Source organism: Desulfovibrio sp. GTC20076 (genome assembly GCF_055385905.1).
This window is the reverse complement of sequence record NZ_AP039366.1, coordinates 1,770,708-1,791,401: the sequence shown is the minus strand read 5'-3', so window position 1 is coordinate 1,791,401 and position 20,694 is coordinate 1,770,708. Positions and strand designations below refer to the sequence as shown.

Annotated in this window: 20 protein-coding genes and 1 tRNA gene; 16 read left to right on the top strand and 5 right to left on the bottom strand. The window is 58.5% G+C overall.

Annotated features, from left to right (window positions below):
- Nucleotides 1-4 precede the first annotated feature (4 nt).
- The 8 genes from map to ACZ495_RS07865 all read left to right on the top strand — a co-directional run bounded on the left by map (nt 5) and on the right by ACZ495_RS07865 (nt 4,696).
- Nucleotides 5-799 (top strand): type I methionyl aminopeptidase, encoded by a 795-nt coding sequence (gene map / locus ACZ495_RS07900; protein WP_012624315.1) that lies wholly within the window; start codon nt 5-7, stop codon nt 797-799.
- 137 nt (nt 800-936) lie between these two features.
- Entirely contained in the window at nt 937-1,050 is a 114-nt protein-coding gene (rpmJ, locus tag ACZ495_RS07895; RefSeq protein ID WP_005027799.1) for a 50S ribosomal protein L36, read from the top strand.
- 15 nt (nt 1,051-1,065) lie between these two features.
- On the top strand, nt 1,066-1,434 hold the full coding sequence (gene rpsM, locus ACZ495_RS07890) for a 30S ribosomal protein S13 (protein WP_012624316.1): 369 nt from the start codon (nt 1,066-1,068) through the stop codon (nt 1,432-1,434).
- A gap of 124 nt (nt 1,435-1,558) precedes the next feature.
- The gene (rpsK, locus tag ACZ495_RS07885; protein ID WP_012624317.1) at nt 1,559-1,948 is read left to right on the top strand and encodes a 30S ribosomal protein S11; all 390 of its coding nucleotides are present in this window, start codon (nt 1,559-1,561) and stop codon (nt 1,946-1,948) included.
- Between the two features lie 44 nt (nt 1,949-1,992).
- Complete coding sequence (rpsD, locus tag ACZ495_RS07880) at nt 1,993-2,619, top strand: 30S ribosomal protein S4 (RefSeq protein WP_012624318.1); 627 nt, start codon at nt 1,993-1,995, stop codon at nt 2,617-2,619.
- A gap of 12 nt (nt 2,620-2,631) precedes the next feature.
- Complete coding sequence (locus tag ACZ495_RS07875) at nt 2,632-3,675, top strand: DNA-directed RNA polymerase subunit alpha (protein ID WP_464262027.1); 1,044 nt, start codon at nt 2,632-2,634, stop codon at nt 3,673-3,675.
- Nucleotides 3,665-4,177 carry a 50S ribosomal protein L17 gene (gene rplQ / locus ACZ495_RS07870; RefSeq protein WP_464262026.1) on the top strand — a complete coding sequence of 171 codons (513 nt, stop codon included), beginning with the start codon at nt 3,665-3,667 and terminating at the stop codon, nt 4,175-4,177. Before ACZ495_RS07875 ends, rplQ begins: the two co-directional genes overlap by 11 nt.
- A gap of 114 nt (nt 4,178-4,291) precedes the next feature.
- On the top strand, nt 4,292-4,696 hold the full coding sequence (locus tag ACZ495_RS07865) for a hypothetical protein (RefSeq protein WP_464262025.1): 405 nt from the start codon (nt 4,292-4,294) through the stop codon (nt 4,694-4,696).
- A 218-nt stretch (nt 4,697-4,914) separates the two neighbouring features.
- On the opposite strand, the gene ACZ495_RS07860 is transcribed toward ACZ495_RS07865, so the two are convergent.
- Nucleotides 4,915-5,628, bottom strand: a complete 714-nt coding sequence (locus tag ACZ495_RS07860; RefSeq protein ID WP_464262024.1) for an SDR family oxidoreductase — start codon at nt 5,626-5,628, stop codon at nt 4,915-4,917.
- A 522-nt stretch (nt 5,629-6,150) separates the two neighbouring features.
- Here ACZ495_RS07860 and selD point away from each other — a divergent pair.
- The 7 genes from selD to ACZ495_RS07825 all read left to right on the top strand — a co-directional run bounded on the left by selD (nt 6,151) and on the right by ACZ495_RS07825 (nt 15,051).
- Complete coding sequence (selD, locus tag ACZ495_RS07855; protein ID WP_081428274.1) at nt 6,151-7,209, top strand: selenide, water dikinase SelD; 1,059 nt, start codon at nt 6,151-6,153, stop codon at nt 7,207-7,209.
- A gap of 425 nt (nt 7,210-7,634) precedes the next feature.
- Nucleotides 7,635-7,718: transfer RNA gene (locus tag ACZ495_RS07850), tRNA-Leu, on the top strand.
- Between the two features lie 28 nt (nt 7,719-7,746).
- A complete protein-coding gene (gene tig / locus ACZ495_RS07845; RefSeq protein WP_464262023.1) occupies nt 7,747-9,105 on the top strand; it encodes a trigger factor in 1,359 nt (452 codons plus the stop codon).
- A gap of 93 nt (nt 9,106-9,198) precedes the next feature.
- Nucleotides 9,199-9,807, top strand: a complete 609-nt coding sequence (locus ACZ495_RS07840; protein WP_012624324.1) for an ATP-dependent Clp protease proteolytic subunit — start codon at nt 9,199-9,201, stop codon at nt 9,805-9,807.
- A gap of 2 nt (nt 9,808-9,809) precedes the next feature.
- Nucleotides 9,810-11,102 (top strand): ATP-dependent Clp protease ATP-binding subunit ClpX, encoded by a 1,293-nt coding sequence (clpX, locus tag ACZ495_RS07835; protein ID WP_012624325.1) that lies wholly within the window; start codon nt 9,810-9,812, stop codon nt 11,100-11,102.
- A 675-nt stretch (nt 11,103-11,777) separates the two neighbouring features.
- Nucleotides 11,778-14,219: an endopeptidase La gene (lon, locus tag ACZ495_RS07830; protein ID WP_464262022.1), complete on the top strand. Its 2,442-nt coding sequence runs from the start codon at nt 11,778-11,780 to the stop codon at nt 14,217-14,219.
- Between the two features lie 409 nt (nt 14,220-14,628).
- A complete protein-coding gene (locus ACZ495_RS07825) occupies nt 14,629-15,051 on the top strand; it encodes a YbjQ family protein (protein ID WP_072312336.1) in 423 nt (140 codons plus the stop codon).
- A gap of 241 nt (nt 15,052-15,292) precedes the next feature.
- Here the strand turns inward: ACZ495_RS07825 and truA are convergent, their stop codons facing one another.
- The 4 genes from truA to thiD all read right to left on the bottom strand — a co-directional run bounded on the left by truA (nt 15,293) and on the right by thiD (nt 18,876).
- The gene (gene truA / locus ACZ495_RS07820; protein WP_464262021.1) at nt 15,293-16,072 is read right to left on the bottom strand and encodes a tRNA pseudouridine(38-40) synthase TruA; all 780 of its coding nucleotides are present in this window, start codon (nt 16,070-16,072) and stop codon (nt 15,293-15,295) included.
- Complete coding sequence (locus ACZ495_RS07815) at nt 16,072-17,454, bottom strand: MotE family protein (protein WP_296984742.1); 1,383 nt, start codon at nt 17,452-17,454, stop codon at nt 16,072-16,074. The genes truA and ACZ495_RS07815 overlap by 1 nt, the downstream gene beginning before the upstream one ends.
- A complete protein-coding gene (gene fliJ / locus ACZ495_RS07810) occupies nt 17,411-17,848 on the bottom strand; it encodes a flagellar export protein FliJ (protein ID WP_394026197.1) in 438 nt (145 codons plus the stop codon). Before fliJ ends, ACZ495_RS07815 begins: the two co-directional genes overlap by 44 nt.
- Nucleotides 17,849-18,066: 218 nt before the next feature.
- Nucleotides 18,067-18,876, bottom strand: coding sequence for a bifunctional hydroxymethylpyrimidine kinase/phosphomethylpyrimidine kinase (thiD, locus tag ACZ495_RS07805; protein WP_012624332.1), 810 nt, complete (start codon nt 18,874-18,876; stop codon nt 18,067-18,069).
- A 406-nt stretch (nt 18,877-19,282) separates the two neighbouring features.
- Here thiD and ACZ495_RS07800 point away from each other — a divergent pair, with 406 nt between their 5' ends.
- Entirely contained in the window at nt 19,283-20,674 is a 1,392-nt protein-coding gene (locus tag ACZ495_RS07800) for a hypothetical protein (RefSeq protein ID WP_464262020.1), read from the top strand.
- The last annotated feature ends 20 nt before the right edge of the window (nt 20,675-20,694 follow it).

The following is a 20,694-nucleotide window of genomic DNA, read 5'->3' as shown; positions in this document are numbered from 1 at the left end:
GAGTATGAAGAAATATCACGGCGCGTACATCAAGAATGAGCGTGAAATCGGCTGCCTGCGCGAAGCTAACCGCATGGTCGCCAACGTTCTTGATGCCGTGGGCGACATGGTGGCTCCCGGCCTTCCCACTATGCGCCTTGAAGAGCTGGCGCGCGATATGTGCGCCGATTACAAGGTCAAACCGGCCTTTTTGGGCTACTGTGGCTATCCATATGCCCTGTGCTGCTCGGTCAACGAGCAGGTGGTGCATGGTTTTCCTTCCGGGCGGCTGCTTGAGGAAGGGGATATTGTCAGTGTGGATATGGGCGTAGTCTTTGAAGGCTTTGTTGGCGATGCGGCACGCACCTTTCCTGTGGGCAAGGTGAGCGACGAAGCCAGAAAACTCATGCGGATTACCGAGGAAAGCCTCTATGTCGGCATTGAGCAGGCGCGGGCAGGCAATGATGTGTATAACATCGGCGCCGCCGTGCAGGATTATGTGGAAGCCGCAGGTTTTAACGTAGTGCGGCGTTTTGTGGGGCACGGCGTGGGCGCCAAGATGCACGAAAAGCCCGAGGTGCCCAACTTCAGGCCCGGCATGCGCGGGCTGACCCTGCAAAACGGCATGGTGATAGCCATTGAACCAATGGTCACCATGGGGACCTACGAGGTCGACATACTTGACGACCAGTGGACTGCGGTGACGCGCGACGGCCTTTGGGCCGCGCACTTCGAACACAGTGTTGCCATTACGCCGTCCGGGCCGCAAATCCTCAGCATCTCGGATCGTGGACTCAACCGGCACACCATCGAAGGTTGACAGAACAGGTAAAGCCGGATAAAGATTTCCGTTCACGTCCTTTTGTTTGGAGGACGTCGGTCAGCCGTCTGTGCGGCCTGTGCCGGTATGCCGGAGACTTTATCTGTCAAAGCAAAGGCTCTTATTGGAGAAATGGAATGAAAGTAAGACCTTCCGTCAAGAAAATATGCCCCAAGTGTAAGGTTATCCGGCGCAAGGGAGTGCTTCGAGTTATCTGCGAAAACCCCCGGCACAAGCAGCGCCAGGGCTAGGGCAGGAGATGTATTGTGGCGAGAATAGCAGGTGTTGATTTGCCTCGCGGCAAAAGGGTGGACATTGCGCTCACCTATATTTATGGCATCGGCCGCACCACGGCCATGAAAATTCTGGACACCACCGGCGTCAACTGGGAGCGTAGTATCGACGATCTCTCTGCTGACGAAGTGAACGAGATCCGTAAGGAACTCGAGCAGCACTACAAGGTGGAAGGCGATCTTCGCCGTGAAGTATCCAGCAATATTAAGCGCCTTATGGACATTGGCTGCTACCGTGGCCTTCGTCACCGTCGCGGCCTGCCCGTGCATGGCCAGCGCACCCATACCAACGCGCGTACCCGCAAGGGTCCCCGTCGCGGAGCCGTGGGCAAAAAGAAGTAGGGCGTGCGGCTGCGCTTGTCGCAGTTTGTAAAGCGGACGCAGCATTCGTGCTGCCGTGAGGACGAACGGATTTTCCGCCGCGCGCGGAGCATAAATCTGACAAGCTCCATCCAGAGGGATAGTTATGGCCAGACCCAAAAAAGTGGTCAAGAAAAAGGAAAAGAAAAGCGTGCCGGTGGGCATTGCCCACATCCAGGCTTCGTTTAATAATACCATTATTACTTTTACGGATACGCGCGGAAACGCTGTTTCCTGGGCCTCTTCGGGCCAGAGCGGCTTCAAGGGGTCGCGCAAGTCTACGCCTTTCGCCGCTCAGGTGGCTGCCGAAACAGCCGCCCGCAAGGCACAGGACAACGGCATGCGCACTGTCGGCATCTATGTGCAGGGTCCCGGTTCCGGCCGTGAAGCTGCCATGCGCGCCATTTCGGCCGCCGGCATGAAGGTTGCCTTCATTCGTGATGTCACGCCCATTCCGCACAACGGTTGCCGGCCGCCCAAGCGCCGCCGCGTCTAACCGGCCTGCCCCGGCAGAGTCCGTAACGTAAGAGGTATTGATAAATGGCAAAATATACTGAAGCCAAGTGCCGCATGTGTCGTCGCGAGGGCTGCAAGCTCTTTTTGAAGGGCGACCGTTGCTTTACCGACAAATGCGCCTATGATCGCCGCCCCTATGCCCCCGGCCAGCATGGCCGCGCCCGCAAAAAGGTGAGCGAATACGCGGTGCAGTTGAGGGAGAAGCAGAAGACCCGCCGTATTTACGGCATTCTGGAGCGCCAGTTTCACGGCTACTTTGTTAAAGCCGACATGCAGAAGGGCGTTACCGGTACCAACCTGCTCGTCATTCTTGAACGCCGCCTGGACAACGTGGTTTACCGCCTTGGTTTCGCCAACTCGCGCAACCAGGCCCGCCAGCTCGTGCGTCACGGTGTTTTCACCCTCAACGGCCGCAAGGTGAACATTCCTTCCTTGCAGGTGCGTCTGGGCGATACCATCGAAGTGCCTGAAAAGAATCGTAAGATTCCCGTGCTCGCTGAAGCTCAGGAAGTTATCGCCCGCCGCGGCTGCCCCGCCTGGCTGGAAGCCGACGGCGCCGCTTTCAAGGGTACTGTCAAGGCAATGCCGCAGCGTGACGACATCCAGTTCCCCGTCAACGAGCAGCTTATCGTCGAACTTTACTCGAAATAACCGGGGGTTCGCATGCTTATCAAACAGGGCGAACGCCTTATCAATGCGCGCAATTGGTCCGAGCTTGTCAAGCCCGACCAGATTTTGCGCGAAGAAGAGACGGCCAGCGGCACGCACGGCAAGTTTGTCTGCGAGCCTTTGGAGCGGGGCTACGGCACCACCATCGGCAATGCCATGCGGCGCGTCCTTCTGGCCTCCCTTCAGGGGGCGGCCTTTGTGTCGGTGAAAATCATCGGCGTACAGCACGAGTTCACCACCATCCATGGCGTGCTGGAAGACATCACTGATGTCATCCTGAACATCAAGCAGGTTCGACTGCGCATGGATACGGAAGAACCCCAGCGTCTGACCCTGCGCGTTGAGCGCAAGGGACCGGTGACGGCGGCCGACATTGTGGCCAATCAGCACGTTGAAGTGCTTAACCCTGATCTGCACATCGCCACTCTTACCGAAGACGTGGTGCTGGAGATGGAGTTGGAGGTCCGCATGGGCAAGGGCTATGTGCCCGCCGACATGCACGAGGGCCTGGCCGATGAAATCGGCCTCATCAAGCTGGATTCCAGCTTTTCCCCGGTGCGCAAGGTCGCCTATACGGTGGAACAGGCCCGCGTGGGCCAGATGACCAACTATGACCGTCTTCTGCTTGAAGTGTGGACCGACGGCTCGCTGACGCCTGAAGATGCCATTGCTTACAGCGCCAAGATCATCAAGGATCAGATATCCGTATTCATCAACTTTGATGAACGTGTATCCGGCGACATGCGCAACGGCAGCGGCGAAAGCGGAGAAGTGAACGAACATCTGTTCAAAAGCATTGACGATCTTGAGCTTTCCGTTCGTGCCACCAACTGCCTGCGCAGCGCCAATATCGGCCTTGTGGGTGAACTGGTGCAGCGTACTGAAGCCGAGATGCTCAAGACCAAGAATTTCGGCCGCAAATCGCTGGACGAAATTGAGGGTGTGCTTTTGGGCATGGGGCTTGACTTCGGCATGAAGGTCGACTCCTTCGACAAAAAATATCAGGAATGGAAAAGGAAGCAGCAAAATGAGGCATAGCAATTCCGGCAGGAAATTCTCGCGTACCCCTGCGCACCGTAAGGCCATGTTGCACAATCTCGCCAAGGCGCTGCTGATCCACGGCAAAATCCGCACCACGGAAATCAAGGCCAAGGAGCTTCGCCGGGTTGTGGAGCCTCTGATTACCCTTGCCAAGCGCAACGACCTGCACGCTCGCCGTCAGGCCTACCGTGTGCTTAACGATCATGCCCTGGTCAAGCGTCTTTTTGACGAGATCGGCCCTGTCTTCGTCGGTGTACCCGGCGGCTACACCCGTATTCTCAAGATGGCCATGCCCCGCAAGGGCGATAACGCCCCCATGGCGATCATTGAACTGAGCCGCAGCAGTGAAACCGCTGCCGCCGAAGCCCCCAAAGCCGCCAAGGCCGCTCCCGTCAAGGAAGCCAAGCCCGCTGCTGAAGAAGCTCCGGCCAAACCCAAACGTACCCGCAAGCCCAAGGCTGACGAAGCTGACGCTGAAGCTGCCAAGGAAGAAAACTAAGCCGGCAGGCGAAGATTCTTCACGGGTTTAAGGTTATTGATATGAAAGGGCGCTACGGCGCCCTTTTTTTGTAAGTAAAAACCTACTACAGCAACCACCACTTGAAATGCTCCCATGATCTTCATCTGGTTCGCCTGTGTGGTGGCGGCAATGGGGCCTGCCAGGGTTGCACCTCCTCCAGGGCCTCCTTGTACTCCTTCTGGATATTTTCAGCGTTTTCAGATGGCTGCTGTGCGATGGGTGCGCAGCGTATGCTCCGGAGCCTCTTCTCGTCGCCCGATGGTCTCCTTTCGCGTAGCGCAATGCCCCAGCAAGGTCAGGCTGGATCTGGAAACTACCCGCAAAATGGTGCAGTCCGCCGGCTTATATCTTTTCGGGCATAAGCCGGAGACGATTTCAAGGGAGATTACTCTACCTGCACTACAGTTGTCGGATATTAAAAACAGTGGCGTGGAGTTTTTGTATTTGCCGCGTATGGCCTGCCTTGAATTTCATCAAGAATATTGGGAACAAAGGTAGGCAGTTATTGCAAGGCATGGAAGAACGACCATATACCGCATTAAGAAATGGCATCGCCGGCGCACGTGTCCGTTTTGCGCAGGCGATGCCCAAGAATTTTTTCATGAATTGTGGATATGAGCTATTGCAAGTGTCACATGCTCTACAAGGAGTTGAAGACAAATCCTTGTAAGGCGGATTTGCCGACCGTTAAGCAATTATCTGAAGCGTTAATCGCTCTAGTATTCCGACAGTTCCCGCTCCACTTTTTTGGGATCAGCGGCGAGGCCTTTCTGAATGCTCTTGGCAAACGCATCAGGGTAGATGTCCTCGGTGCCGTTTTTCATGCCTTCGAGAATTTCCAGCGCGACAGCTTCAGGGCGGGCCTTGGGCATTTCAAGACCGTCAGTCATGCGTGTATCGACAGGACCTGGGTATACGCCGATGACAGTCGTTTTTTGTCCGGCCAGTACACCGCGCAGCCCCTGGGTAAGTGAATGCAGGGCTGCCTTTGAGGCGCAGTAGGTGCCGATGGAGGGCATATTTACCAGGCCGATGACAGAAATGATGTTTACTATGCAACCGCCGCCATTGTTGCCCAGAACCGGCGCGAAAGCAGAGCACATGGCCAGTGTACCGAAGTAGTTGACCTCCATTTCGGCCCGCGCCGCCTGGGGGGCGCCGAGCAGGCCGCTGCCGCCCATGCCCGCATTGTTCACCAGGATAGTAGTGTCGCCGCATGCGGCAACGACATTTTCAATGGCGGCGGGCTTGGAGATATCGAGCTGGACAGGTAGGATTTTTTCGTTATTCCGCAAGTGCTCCAGTGATGCCGTATCGCGGGCGCAGGCATAAATCTTTTTGGCTCCGGCTGCCAGAAAGGCGTTGATCAGCGCCTTGCCAATGCCGCCGTTGGCGCCTGTGACAAGAATGGTCTGTGCATTGATATTCATTATACTTTCTCCATATAAAATATTCGACCGTGGTGTCGGGACGAATTTTTGTGATGTAACTTTATTCTCGTATAATTTGCTGTTGTTATGGATAAATTGTTCTTTTTTCAGCATATCCAAGAGATACAGGAGGGGGCGGGCCGTGCCGGATCTGGAACCCCTTACCTTTGATAATATATATTCTCAAAATGTTAAAGGCGCACAATAGCATAACTCACTGGTGGCGCCTTCGGCGTAAAACCTTTCGGACAACGACCGCACAGGCACATGCCTGCTTGCACCCATGCGGCATGTTTGAGTTACACGTGTTCCGTGGCTGCCACTATGTCCCGTACAGCCGGGCAGCCAGCGAAAGGGCGGCATTGGCGCGGCATGTATGCTTGAGGCAGAAACGGGTGGCGAGCAGTCACTGCCTGCTGTGACCCGCCTGGGCGGGGCGGCAATAGCGGCCCTGCTGGCTGTTTTGACCTTTGTGCCGGAAGAGCGCATACTACAACAGCAAATTTACGCAAGGAGACGCGCATGAAGCTTCTGGAAAAAGCTCGCGCTGCCGGCTGAGCCGCAAAACTTGCTCCAGGGGCCCTGGAGCGGCTTTTGCATGGACTGCCGCTAGGCACCCGGCCGGATCTCGAAGCCCGTGTGCTGGCAGGCCGCGCCCGCAATGAAGATGCGGTGGTGCTTACCGTGCCGCCCGGTCGCGCCATTGTGCAGACCGTAGATATACTTGCGCCCATTGTTAATGACGGCTTTCACTTTGGCCGTATAGCTGCGGCCAATGCGCTTTCAGACGTGTACGCCATGGGCGGTGAGCCGTGGAGTGCCATGAACGTTGCTTTTTTTCCGCAGGCTCTGGCCGAAGAGGACCCTGACGGCATTCTTGCAAGCATCCTTCGTGGCGGTCTTGAGGCCATGAATGAGGCCGGAGCCGTGCTGGCCGGAGGCCATACGGTTCAGGACGAAGAGCTGAAGTACGGCCTTGCCGTCACAGGCATTATTGATCCGGATCACATGGCGCGTAATGACGGCCTGCGGCCCGGGCAAAAGCTTCTGCTGACGAAGCCGCTGGGTACAGGTGTACTGGCTACCGGGGTCAAGGCCGGGTGGGACGGCGCGGACCAAAGCGAAGCGGAGCTTATACGCTGGTGTTCACGCCTTAACAGTGTGGGCGGTGCGGTCATTCGTACGCTCAGGCTTGCTGCGGCCACGGATATTACCGGCTTCGGCCTGGGGGGGCACGCCCTCGAGATGGCGCTGGCGTCCGGCGTGTGTGTGGTTTTTGAAACCGAAGCCTTGCCGCTCATGCCGCGTGCCCTGGAGTATGCGCGCGACGGCCTTATTCCGGCTGGCAGCCACCTTAACCGCAAGCATTGCGCCTGTTCTTCCCTGGTGGAGAAAGGCGTGGATGAAGCGCTGGAAAGTCTGGCCTTTGATGCCCAGACGTCGGGGGGGCTGCTGCTTGCCGTGCCTCCGGATCAGGTGGATGAGGCGTGCGCCCTGCTGCATGCCGGCGGTGACCTTGCCTGTCTTGTGGGCGAGGTTGCAGAGCCGAGGCCGGACGGCAAGGCACTGGTACTGCGCTGATATTTTTCGGGCAACAGATATCCGCACGGTGCTTTCATGCTTTTGCCGCATCGTCGGTAACGGCGTATTTGGGGCCTTTGCCCCGTTACCGGGTGCATGGGCCAGAGAGTTTCACCTTGAAAACGCTCCGGCCGCCGCGCAAGCAGGCGTCCGCCGTGGGGGGCACAAGCGTAACCTGCCTGTGCGGTCAAGACCGGGCAGGCGTGTCCCAGCCTTTGAGGGTGTGTATTCGCAAAGGTAACATGCTATAGGGGGTATTGCTGTTTTTTTATGCCTCCGGCTTGCCATAAGGCCTGGAAGTATTATCTTAAGGAAGTTGCGTCTCCGCCATTGTTTCCGCATGCTCCGCCGCCCGGTTTTTCACAGCCGACGTGGCCGGACGCCGCTTGCGGGCCGAGAGCAAGTGTGCTATGGAAACACGCTTTGCGAGAGTGGCGGAATTGGTAGACGCACTGGACTTAGAATCCAGCACCATAGGTATGGGGGTTCAACTCCCCCCTCTCGCACCATCACGCCCACCCAGAAAAGGAGTCCCTCGTGGAATATAGCGCTGAAGACATTTCGCCGGTCAGAAAAAAAGTCGTCATCACTACGGAACCCCAGGAAGTTGAAGCTTCCATCATGGGCACGATCGCCCTGTACAAGACTTCCGTACAGGTTGACGGTTTCCGCAAGGGCAAGGTTCCGGCCTCGGTCATCGAGCAGCGCTTTCGCGACAAGATTTACGAAGAAGCCCGTCAGGACCTCATCAACGTGCACATCAATGACGTGATGCAGAAGCTCGACGTCATGCCGCTGGCCGGTCTTGATGTAGACACGCCCGACGCTTTCGAGCGCGGCAAGGGCTTTGCCTATACCATCGAATTTGAAGTGCTGCCCACGTTTAATCTGCCCCCTTACGAAGGTATGGATGTGGAGCAGGAAAAAGTTGTGGTGGACGAAAAAGAAGTGCAGGAAGTGCTCGACCGCATCCTGCGCGACCGCGCCCAGCTTGTGCCCGTGGAGGGCAAAGGCCCCGCTGTGGATGGTCAGATAGCCACCGTTGACTTTGCCGCTTTTGAAAACGGCGAACCCGTGGAAGGCGTCAAGGCCGAATCCTTTGATCTGGCCCTGGGCGAGCGCCAGGCTCTGGAAGATTTTGAAGCTCTGGTCAAGACCATTCCTTATGGTGAAGAAGGTGAGGGCGAGATTCACTTTCCCGAAGACTTCATTGCCAAGGATCTGGCTGGCAAGACCGTGACCATGAAGGTCAAGGTGCATGCCATCAAGGAGCGCAAGCTGCCCGCGCTTGACGATGAACTGGCCAAGAGCCTTGGCCTTGAAAGCGTTGAAAAGCTGAAAGAAGCCATCACCAAGAGCTACACTGAAAGCCGCACCGGCCTGAACAGGAGCGCGGCCCAGAAGAGCCTGCTGGACGGCCTGCTCAAGATGGTTGCATTTGAGCTGCCCCCGAGCCTGGTGGAAACCCAGATGAACACGCTGTTGGCCGACATGGCCGGCCGCCTGGAACGTCAGGGCCGCAGCCTCGAAAGCCTCGGCAAAAGCATGGAAGACCTGCGCAAGGACATGCAGCCCCAGGCTGACGAACTGGCCCGCGCCCAGGTGCTGCTGCTTTCTGTTGCCAAAAAAGAAGGTCTGGACGTTACCGACCACGAAGTTACCACGCAGATTTACCAGCTTGCCATGCGCACCGGTGAAGACTTCAAGGCCCTGCGCGAACAGTATGAGCGCTCGGGCATGATCTTTGTGCTGCGCGACCGCATGCTGGCGGACAAGGCCATGGATCTCATCTACGCCAAGGCCAATGTCAAGGAAGTGGAGCCAAAAGCTCCCGAAACCGGAGCAGAGGCCGATGCCGCGCCGGGCGCATCCGCCAGCGCTCAGGAAAGCAAATAATAATCAGGGAAGGCGGCCTCTGGGCCGCCTTTTGCTTTTTTCGCGGCTCGATGCCGCATATATCGGCCCCCGGGCCATGTCAGTGAGGCTTTCATGTCGCTTATACCTATGGTTATTGAAACCACCGGCCGTTCCGAACGCGCCTACGATATCTATTCGCGCCTGCTCAAGGACCGCATCGTTCTGCTGGGGTCCGAGGTCAACGACACCGTGGCCTCGCTGATCTGCGCCCAGCTGCTTTTTCTTGAATCGCAGGATCCGGAAAAGGAAATTTCTCTCTATATCAACTCGCCCGGCGGCTCGGTTACCGCTGGTCTTGCCATCTATGACACCCTGCGCTTCATTTCCGCGCCTGTTTCCACGGTGTGCATGGGGCGTGCTGCCAGCATGGGCGCTTTTTTGCTGGCCGCGGGCAAACCGGGGCTGCGCTACGCCCTGCCCAACAGCCAGATCATGATTCACCAGCCTTCGGCCGGGTATCAGGGGCAGGCCACTGATATAGAGATTCATGCCAAAGAGGTGCTGCGGCTCAAAGAGCGCCTCAACCGCATACTTGCCGAAAATACCGGTCGTCCTTACAAGGATATTGTCAAGGCGACCGAACGCGATAACTTTTTGACTCCTGAAGAAGCCAAAGACCTGGGCATTATCGACCGCGTACTGGTTTCGCGCCAGGACATGGCTCAGGAAAAGAGCGAATAATCATGGCCAAGAACGATAAGAACAAGGTCAGCGAACCTTTGAGCTGCTCCTTCTGCGGGCGCAGCGAACTGGAGGTGCGCAACCTCATCGTGCAGGACGGCGCGAGCATTTGCGACAAATGCGTCAAGGCCTGCAACGACATCATTGTGCGCGACCAGATGGAAGTTACCGAGGACGACGGGCCGCTGCTCTCGCCTCAGGAAATCAAGGACAGGCTCGACCAGTACGTCATAGGGCAGCACGAAGCCAAGAAAATTCTTTCCGTGGCCGTGCACAATCACTATAAACGCGTGTTCTATGCCGACGCCCTGGGCGACGACGTGGAACTGGAAAAAAGCAATATCCTGCTGGTGGGGCCTTCGGGCAGCGGCAAAACGCTGCTGGCAAAAACTCTGGCCCGTGTGCTGCGCGTACCCTTTGCCATAGCCGACGCCACCACCCTTACAGAGGCGGGTTATGTGGGCGAGGATGTGGAAAACATTCTGGTCCAGCTGCTGCAGAATGCCGACTATGACCTTGAAGCCGCCAGCAAGGGTATCATCTACGTGGACGAAATCGACAAGATTTCCCGCAAGGGCGACGGCCCCTCCATTACGCGCGACGTGTCGGGCGAAGGCGTGCAGCAGGCCCTGCTGAAAATCATTGAAGGCACCGAGGCCAACATTCCTCCCAAGGGCGGGCGCAAGCACCCGCAGCAGGAATTTATCCGCATGGATACGCGGAATATCCTGTTTATCGTAGGCGGAGCCTTTGTGGGCCTGGACAAGATTGTGGAATCGCGCATGAGCGGCGGGGCTATGGGCTTCGGGGCCAAAGTCCGCTCCAGCAAGGAACTGCCCCTGGGCGAACTGCTGGACAGGATACATCCTCAGGACCTGGTCAAATTCGGCCTGATTCCCGAATTTGTGGGGCGTATTCCCATCATCACCCACGTGGATGAGCTGGACGAAGCGGACCTGGTGCGCATCCTTACCGAGCCGAAAAATGCCTTGGTGCGTCAGTACCAGAAGCTGTTCGGCCTTGAAAATGTGACCCTGCGTTTCACGCCCAATGCCCTCAAATCCATTGCTTCCAAGGCCATTGAGCGCAAAACCGGCGCGCGCGGCCTGCGCAACGTGATGGAGCGCATTATGCTTGATATCATGTTCAGGCTGCCCTCCATGCCCAATGTGCGCGAATGCCTCATCAACCGCGCCGTGATCGAAAAGGGCAAGGAACCTGTGCTCCTGTTCGGTGAGGCGGACGAAAACCTTGTGCAGGAAAAAAAGCAGGCAGGTGGCGACCGGGCATCCTAGGGCATTTTTATTGTAAAATGCTTGGATGGCGGTGTGACATGGTTCCTGCTTCTGGCTGCCTGTCTTTGCCGCAACGGTTGAAGACGGTTTTGGGCGGGCAGCGGCTGCTGCTCCGGCGGCTTTCGGAAAAATTCGCCGCTGAAACAGCTTTTTCTTGAAATATCCGGTGGCTCGCGTGGTTTTGCTTCCAGTTTCGGGCAAAACCACGCAGGCCCAGGACAGGTTTGCCGCGGCAGCCGTGTGCCTGCCGGAACTGCATATTGTGAAGTGCGCTCGAGGGGCGTGGCGTATGCCGTTCTTCGCGCAAAAGGAAATTTTAATCCGGAATTTGGGCGGCCTGCTGCCGCAATGCCATGACATCGTGGCACGGCTGGGTTTTTTCCGCTCTGACAGGTCGGGCGCTGCACGATCTACAGGCCATTCTGTCGCGCGGCTGTACCCCTGCCCGGAATGCCCCGGCAGCGCAGGCAAGGACGCCGGGGCCAGATGGGTACAGAAGTACCGGACTTTTGACGTATGCGCCCCGGGGTATGTTCCCGGCTGTGTTTATGCCGCCTGGCGGTGCGCTGTGGCGCACGCGGCGACAGAGTGTAACCCGTCTTTACCGTAATCCGCTCTAATCTCCCAAGCTATGGGGCCGTGCCAATGCGGCCCGCGGCCTTTCAGGGGAAAACTATGACTGAATCCGTACGCGGTACTGGAAAACTTGTGGAACTGCCCGTCATGCCTCTGCGTGAGGTGGTCATGTTTCCGCGCTCCATCATGCCGCTTTTTGTGGGGCGTGAAGCCTCCATCAAGGCCATAGAGGCCGCTCAGGCCAGCTACAGCAAACAGATTTTTCTGGTGGCCCAGCTCGAGCCGGAACTGGAAAAACCCGAAGCCGGAGACCTGGCTCCCGTGGGTGTGGTCAGCAAGGTTCTGCAGATGCTGCGCCTGCCCGACGGCACCATAAAGGTGCTGTTTGAAGGCATGTATCGTGCCGATTGGGAAGACATGCACGAAAACGAGCAGTGCGCCGTTGTGCGCGCGGCCCGGCGCGGCGAGGCGCAAAGCCGCCCCGAGGAGCGCGAAGCTCTTGTGCGCGCAGTGCATGAGGCTCTGGAAGAGTTTGCCAAGGGCAACAAGAAGCTCTCGCAGGAATCTGTGCTTTCCATGATGGCGCTGCATGAGCCAGGCCCGCTGGCCGATTCCATTATCCCCAATCTCAAGGTGGACTACCGCAAAAAGCAGCAGGCCCTGGAGATGGACAACGTGACCGAGCGGCTGGAGCTGGCCTATGAGCTGCTTCACGGTGAGGTGGCGCTGGCCACGGTGGAAAAGCGCATTAAAAATCGTGTCAAGGTACAGATGGAGCGCAATCAGCGCGAGTATTACCTTAACGAGCAGATCAAGGCCATCAACAAGGAAATGGGGCGCGACGACGACCCCCAGGCCGAGGTGGACGAGATAGAGCAAAAGCTCAAGGCGCGCGACATGCCCGAAGAAGCGCGCCAGAAAGCCCTTGGCGAAGCCAAAAAACTGCGCAGCATGCCGCCTTCGGCTGCCGAATATACGGTTGTGCGCAACTATGTGGACTGGATTCTCGATCTGCCGTGGAATGACCTCAAGCAGGTTGATATCAATATCGAAAAGGCCCGCAATATTCTGGACGGCGACCACTATGGTCTTGAAAAGCCCAAAGAGCGCATCCTTGAATACCTGGCAGTGCAAAAGCTTTCCCAGGGGCTGAAGGGGCCGATTCTCTGTTTTGTGGGGCCTCCGGGCGTGGGCAAAACGTCTCTGGCGCGGTCTGTGGCCAAGGCCACAGGGCGGGATTTCGTGCGTCTGTCACTCGGCGGCGTACGCGATGAGGCCGAAATTCGCGGCCACCGCCGTACCTATGTGGGCGCGCTGCCGGGCAAGATCATCCAGTCTCTCAAGCGGGTGAAATACAACAATCCGCTCTTCTGCCTGGATGAAGTGGACAAGATGACATCCGACTACCGGGGCGACCCGGCATCGGCCCTGCTGGAAGTGTTGGATCCGGAACAGAACCATACCTTTATGGACCATTATCTGGACCTGGAATATGACCTGTCCAAGATATTCTTTATCACCACGGCCAACTCGCTGCACACCATTCCCGTGCCTTTGCTGGACCGCATGGAGATAATAGAGCTGAACAGCTACCTTGAAACAGAAAAGCGCCATATCGCGCGACACTTTCTGCTGCCCCGCCAGATAGAAGAGCACGGACTCAAGGAGAGCAACATCCGGGTTTCGGATAATGCCGTTCTTGAGATCATCCGTTCCTATACCCGCGAGGCGGGCGTGCGTAACCTTGAGCGCGAAATTGCGGCCCTGTGCCGTAAAACAGCCATCAAGCTGGTGGAAGAGGAAAATCTGGACAAATGCGTGAACATCTCGTGCCAGAGTCTGCCCTCCATGCTTGGCGTCAAAAAATACCGGCATGACGAGCGCGAGGCTGAGCCGCAGGTGGGCGTGTGCGCCGGGCTTGCCTACAATCAGCGCGGCGGCGAAATTCTGCTGGTGGAAACAACGCTCATGGCCGGTTCTGGTCAGGTGGTGACCACTGGCAAACTTGGTGAGGTCATGACTGAATCGGCCAAGGCCGCGCTTTCCTATGTGCGCTCGCGGGCCGAGGTGCTGGGGCTTGACCCGCGCTTCCACCGCAAGGTGGATATTCATGTGCATGTACCCTCCGGAGCCACGCCCAAGGACGGTCCCTCGGCAGGCATTACCCTTGCCACGTCAATTACCTCGGCCTTGCTGGGCATTCCGGTTCGCAACGATGTGGCCATGACGGGCGAGATATCCTTGCGGGGCCGTGTGCTGCCCATTGGCGGCCTGCGCGAGAAACTGCTGGCCGCGCGGCGCAGCGGCATCAAAAAAGTGCTTATGCCCCGCGACAATGAAAAAGACCTCAAGGAAGTGCCGGACGAGGTGCTGAAAGACCTTGAAATTGTTTTTGTGGATCATGTGGATGAAGTGTTGCCCCATGCCCTGGATGCCGGTGTGGAGGAAATATTCTCCGGCCGGGCCACGGCGCAGCCCATCTGCCGTATCCTGCGGCCCGAAAAGCATGGCGAAGAAGACAAAAAACAGCCCGCCCAATAAAATCACTTTGGCAACGGCAGAGCATACCTGAAAAGCCCGCGTAAGCGGGCTTTTCAGGTTATGGTTTTAGAGCAATTTCTGACGGCTGCGTGAGCGAACGTTCGCTACAGAGGCGTATAGCGCAGGTTATCTGTGCGGTTAAACGCCGAAGTAAGTGTGTTTTAAACTTTGCGGAGACATATTCTCAAAGGTAATCTGCCCTGGCCCGGCGAGCGCAACAAAAAGCATCCGCTATGCGGGCGCTGCTGACTGGCGGCACCAGCATGCCCCGTCAATTTGATGACGAGAGAAAAAATTTCCGCACAATTATGTTGATTTATATGGATAATTTTTTTTGGCAAGACCTTTGCATATGGTTTGTATCCGGCAGCGTGCCGCGCTGCCATTCCACTGCTTCTGGAGGTCAGGCATGTTCTTCTTACTGGGCGGTCATGAAAAAAAGGCGCGTAAGGCTGAAAAACAGGTGCGCATGTCGGACGCCAACGCGCGGGTGCGCGAGGTTTTTATGGCCGGGCGTTTTCCCGTGGTGACCACGCATCAGGTGGAAGGCCGCCGTATTGCCAAGGTACTGGGCCTTGTGTGCTGCCGGGGCTTTGACTCTGACGAAGCCTTTTTCGGCATGGCAGCGCGTGCCATGAACAAGGGGGCGCAGGCCATCGTTGGGTATAGCGAAAACGTGGCCTTTCACCCTGACGGCAGCAAGTATTTTTCCTGCTTCGGCACGGCAGTCATGTTTGAGTATGACCCTATGGACCCCGAAGCCCTGCCCATCATGCTGCAACAAAAATTCAGGGCGCAGGAACAGTCTTCTGACCTGAATGAAATGATATAGGGGAGCGTTTTTTCGCTTTGAAGTGTTGCGTGGCGAGGGACCTTTTTGCAAAAAAGTTCCTCGCCCTCTTCCCCCCTAAAAATTTTATTCCTGGTCGTACGGGCCAGAAACAGTGTCTTGCAGGCATGGTACTGTTTCAAGCGTGAAATATATAAAAGTCCCCATCTTGCGGTGGGGACTTTTGCGTTAGTGAGCGAAAGAATGGTTTGTTGCCAATGTGTGCTGCGGGCAGCATATAAAGCTATGGCTCTGGATATTTCACACTCACCAGCGCCAGCCCCTCGGGTGGGGCCGTTACCGAAGGCACTGCCTGGCGGTCGCGGGCTGCAAGCAGCTCAGGTATCTGCGCGGGCTGTATTTTGCCTTGACCGCACGCGGCAAGCAGACCGGCCACATTGCGTACCATCTGTTTCAGAAAGCCATCGGCCGTAATGGTAAGGCGCAGCATGGGGGCGTGGGGGGGGTAGTATTCGCAGGGGGCCAGTGCATCCAGGCGGGCGTCTATAATGGTACGTTCGGTACTCTCCACATCCGTACCGGCATTACGCAGGCCAGCGAAGTCGTGCCTGCCCAGAAGAAAGGGCAGGGCATCGCGCATGGCGTCCAGGTCCAGCATGCCGCAGTTCCATACATACGGGCGCACGTGCGGCGGCAGAAAGCGGCGGTCCTGCCAGAACTGGTAGGCATAGGTTTTGCGCAGGGCGTCTTTGCGGGCATGAAAGTCCGGGGCAGCGGGGGAGGCGTCCAGTACGCGGATATCGCGCGGCAGCACGGCATTGAGGCTGTGCCGCCAGTCAAGCCCGGCCCGGGTATCGGGGATGTCGCAATGGGCCACCTGACCGTGGGCATGCACACCGGAATCAGTGCGGCCCGAACCGTGAACGCGCACGGCTTTACCGGCAATGGTACGCAGTGCGGCTTCAAGAGCGCCCTGCACCGTAGGCGGCGGTTTGGGTTTTTCCTGAATCTGCCAGCCGCTGTAGCCAGTGCCCACGTAGGAAATAAGAAGTTTCAGGCGCATTATTCTGGCAGCTTCATGCGGGTGATGATTTCCGTCAGTTTGGCGGTTTTTGCCGGGTTGACGTAGGTGAGGATGTCGCCGGACTGCTTGGGGGACATGCCCGTCAGAATGCGCACAGCCACGCGCTCATCCATGCTTTCCAGCGCCTTGGCGGCGGCTTTGGGCTTCATCTGGGTGTAGGTGAGCACGAGACGGCGGATTTTTTCGTCTTCAATACCGCGCGCTTCGCGGATCATGTCTTTCATTTTTTGTTCGGCGTTCTGGATGTCCTTGAGCCGTTGGTCCATCTGCTGGCGCAGCATGAGAATATCCTGCTGCTGCCGGGCAAGTTCCTGCGCCTTGAGGTTGGGATCCGTCCCCGAGGGGACCGGACGGACTGCCGGGGGCGGCACGGCGGGCAGCCCCGGCTGGTTGCTCTGGGGCAGGGCGGGTATGCCCGCTGCACCCGAGCCGGATGCGGAGCCGAAACTGTTGGAACCGGAAGCGCCGCGTGGGGGCAGGGGGGCGCCGTCCGTGCTTTGCCCGCGCGGAATATTGGCCGGAATGTCGGGCGCTCCCGGCAAGGAGTAGGGCGCGGCCTGCTCTGCCGGGGCAAAGGGTGAGGTCGGCGCAGAAGACGGCGCTTGCGGCACGGGCATATCCAGTGCCGCCGCATGGGCGGCCTGCACGCTGCCGAGCGCGGGGACCGGCAGCCCGGCAAGGCCTAGGGATTCAAGCCAGCCATGACGGGGTGCGGCGTTTTTATCCGCGGCATTGGCAGATACCCCCATAGTATCCTGGCGGGGAGCGCTGATGCCCGGCTGGGCAAGGGGTGCGGGCAGAGGGGCGGGGCTGTCCGTGCTGTCAGGGGTAAAAATCTGGATCTCGGCGGGGCCGGCCGGATGTACTCCGGCAGTGACCAGCGGCGTGGGCAGGGCGTCGGCATCAAGCATGCGGCCTGTGGTCGGGGTGGTATCCCTTTGTCTGGGGCGTGCGGCTGCGGCCAGCCGTGCGGCTTCCGAACCCTGGGGGGCACTGCCGTGGGCTTCGCCACGGGCCTGCGCCGGATTGTGGTTTACGGCAGGGGTTGCCGGGAGGGGCTCAGGGACCGTGTTTGCACTGCTGACCGGGGAATGGGTGGGACCTTCATTGTCTTTGGGCTGACTGGCGGCCACAAGAGCGGTGAGCCTTTCCATTATGTCGGCGTCGGAAGGAGCATCAGCGGGCAGCTGTGACGGGTCGTTTGAGGCAAGCTGCGAGGGGCGGCCGTCAAGCCATGCGGGCAACGGCACATCCAGCAGAAGCATGGCAAGCATGGCAAGCTTGATAAAGCAGAGCACCGCCAGCCAGCGGAACAGCTTAGAAAGTCGGAGCTTTGTAGCGGAGGGTGGCTGTTTCGTCATTGATGCGTTGCTCCTTGAGTTGTTCCTCGCGAACATGATGCTGCTTTTGCCTTTCCTTGAGTTTTTCCAGCAGTTTTTTGTCTATGGCACGCGCGGCAAGCAGTTGGCGGGCCTCTTCGGCCAGCTGTTCCAGCATGCGCACCTGGATGGCTTCGTGGGCGGCGTCGGCCCGCAGCCCCTTGACGTACTGCTCGCGCAGCCAGCGTTCTGGCGCGTCCATAAGGGCGGCGTTCATAAGCCCGTCTTCAGCCTGATGCAGTTCCTGCCGTATCTGCTCGAGACGCTCGCGTGCCTCGGCCAGCCGGGTCTGCTGAACGGCCAGATTGACCTTGGCTTCTTCTTCCAGTTGTTCCCGGTAGTCCAGAACTTTTTGCATTTTGAAACGAAATGGCACGCGCACACCGCCTTGATTTTGACGCCTGCACGGCATCCATATTCAATAGAGTGCAAACAGCGGGCCAAGCCCGCTGTTTGTTGTATTGACAAGATGCTTCGGCCTTGCGCAGCCACCATGCCACGAAAAGTGCAGTCTGCCGCAGCGGGCGTTCAAGTGCCTTCAACTGTTTTTTTGCGGCATGCGCCGGTTTCAGGGCATTTTATCTTTAAGAAAGTTTAAATGCCCTGAAGGTTCAACCCGGCCGAGTGATTGACAGGACCGCATCCGTTGCCGGGGCTGTAGCTGCGGCGCAGGGCAAGATTGAGAAACTCCTGTGCGCGGGTTACCGCCACCTGCAGGGGCAGCCCCTTGCCAAGGCCGGTGGCAATGGCGGCGGAAAGGGTGCAGCCCGTGCCGTGGTTGTTGACGGTTTCTACCTTGGCCTGCGGCAGGTGTTTGGGAGCTTGTCCCTCCATGCACAGGCAGTCGGTGACAACCACATTGCTTTCCATATGACCGCCCTTGATAAGAACGGCCCGTGCGCCCATTTGCAGCAGTTTTTCACCGGCCGCCGCCGCGTCGTCAAGATTATCAATGGTCATGTTGGTGAGCATTTCCGCTTCGGGCCTGTTGGGCGTCAGCAGATCGCAGCCGGGCAGGATTTCCTGTACAAGTGCTTTTACCGCGTCTTCCTGCAGAAGAACGCTGCCGCTCTGGCTTATGGAAACCGGGTCTACCACAAGCGGAAAGTCGCGCTTGCGCAGTATGGGGGCAATGGCCTTGATGATGGGGGCTGAAAACAGCATGCCTGTTTTCGCGGCCGCTACAGGAAAACCGTCAAGCACGGTGCAGAGCTGCAGGGCTACAAAGTCCGGGTCCGGGGCGTGTATGCCCGTGACGCCCTGACCGTTCTGGGCAGTGAGCGCGGCGATGACACTCATGCCGTAGCCGCCCAAGGCCATAATGGTTTTCAGGTCGGCCTGAATGCCCGCGCCGCCGCCGGAATCGGAACCGGCGATTGTCAGGATATTGGGAGGAGTCTGCATCTTGCCCTCTAGGTATGTATTTTATGTGAGCCGGGTATACTATAGCCTTCCCTGTTGACTGATGCAATGTGCGGCCCGCGTCCGCATCGTATGGCCGTATTACCCCCTGTGCCGCCAGATACGGCGATGTGTGGTGGGGCCTGCCATGCCGTGTTTGAGCCATGGTCCGGCCGGGCTGCGCCCCGCGCATCTGTCGTCCGCGGTTGCCCGGTGGCAGGACGTTGCCGCGCCGGTTTCACGGCAGCCTCATGTCTGGAAAAAGTCTTCACAGGCCCATAAAGCGATGCTAGCATCGGCCCAAGCGGTTTGAGCGCCACGGGAACGCCGTGTCCGCCTTGTATTTTTTGGGCAGGGCTTCTTGTTTTACCTGTATAACGCTCTGCGCGCCGCCGTAAAGGAGTTGCGCATGAAACTGGATAAAAAACAACCCGGCGTGCCGGGCATCGTCAATCTGCCGGAGCCTGCCCCCGGCAAGGGCGGACGTAAGGTGGCTGTTCTGGCCCTTCTGGCGGTGTTGCTTGTGGGTGGCGCGGCGTTCTGGCTCTCGCGGGACAAGGACACGCGCGACCAGTGGCGCGAACAGGCCGCCGCCGTCATCGACAATGCCACAAGCGGCACGCCGCTGGCAGGGGTGAGTGGTGTGCTGCGCGATGCCCCGCCGCCGCCTCCGCCTTCGGTGGTCAGCCCCTATACGGCTCCGGGCACGCTGGCCGGGCAGAACGTGCAGGGCACTGTGGCTTCGCCTTCGGATATGGCTGCGCAGGGCAGCACCGCCGCTCCTTTTACCGGGGCAGACATACCCGGACAGCCGGGACCGCGTGTTACCGAAGACAGCCGCGTGCGCCCGCAGTTTGTGGAAAGCCTGGCGGCCTATCTTGTTTCGCGTTTCAAGCCCGGCCCACGGGGCGGAACTCTCAGCGCTTCGGTGCAGAGCGTAAACCAGCGCTTTGGCTCCAAGCTTACCGGCCTTGCCGAGGGTGATGCCGGGGGCAGGGCGGCCCTGCTGCGTTATGCTTTTCATCCCACAATGGTGCAGGGGCTTTACAGCCTCTATGTAGACCGCTTTTTGGAGGCCATAGCGCGTGAGGCTCGCGCCAGGGATTTTAACGCCGAGCAGATGCATCAGCTTGAAATGGCGCTTGCGGGCCGCTTTGTGATGCTGGCCGGAGCACTGGAAGGCGTGGCGGCCACGCCTGACCTGGATGCCCGCTTGCGGCAGGTGGACGCGGCGGCGCGCAATGCCGTGGAAATAAACGGGCAAATGGCTGAAGCCGTTTTTGATTATGACCAGTTGCGTGAGTCCGGCGCTTCGCAATCGCAGCTCGGCACGGCGCAGTTGCGTGTGGATGGCCTTGGCGCGCGCTTCCGGCGGGCGCTGGAAGAGCAGGCCACAGCGCAGCGGGCGCTGGTAAGCGCCATTCGTCGTGGAGCCGGCCAGGCTATGGACGACGATGAACTTATCTTTGTGGCCCGGTGGGCAGACCGCCGCCTGAAGCAGGATCCGCAGGCCATGAGCGCAGTGCGGACATCAGCAGGCGTTTTGCGCGACCTTGCCCGGCGTTGCGCCCAGGCTGCCACGGGCACGCCTGCTGCCGCTAGTGTCCGCACGCCGGAGACAGGGCAGGGGGCTTTGCCTTCGCCGTCAGCTGCTCCATCATCCGCCCTGCCCCCCGCTGCTTCTGTTCCTCAGGCTCCGGCAGTGTCCACTGTGCCGCAGGCTTCTCCGGCGCTTACGCCGCCCCCGGCGCGGCCCGAGGCCGTGGATGCACCTGTTCAGGTGGGCGGTCAGGGGCGTTGAGCGCGCCTTGTGTTTTTTTT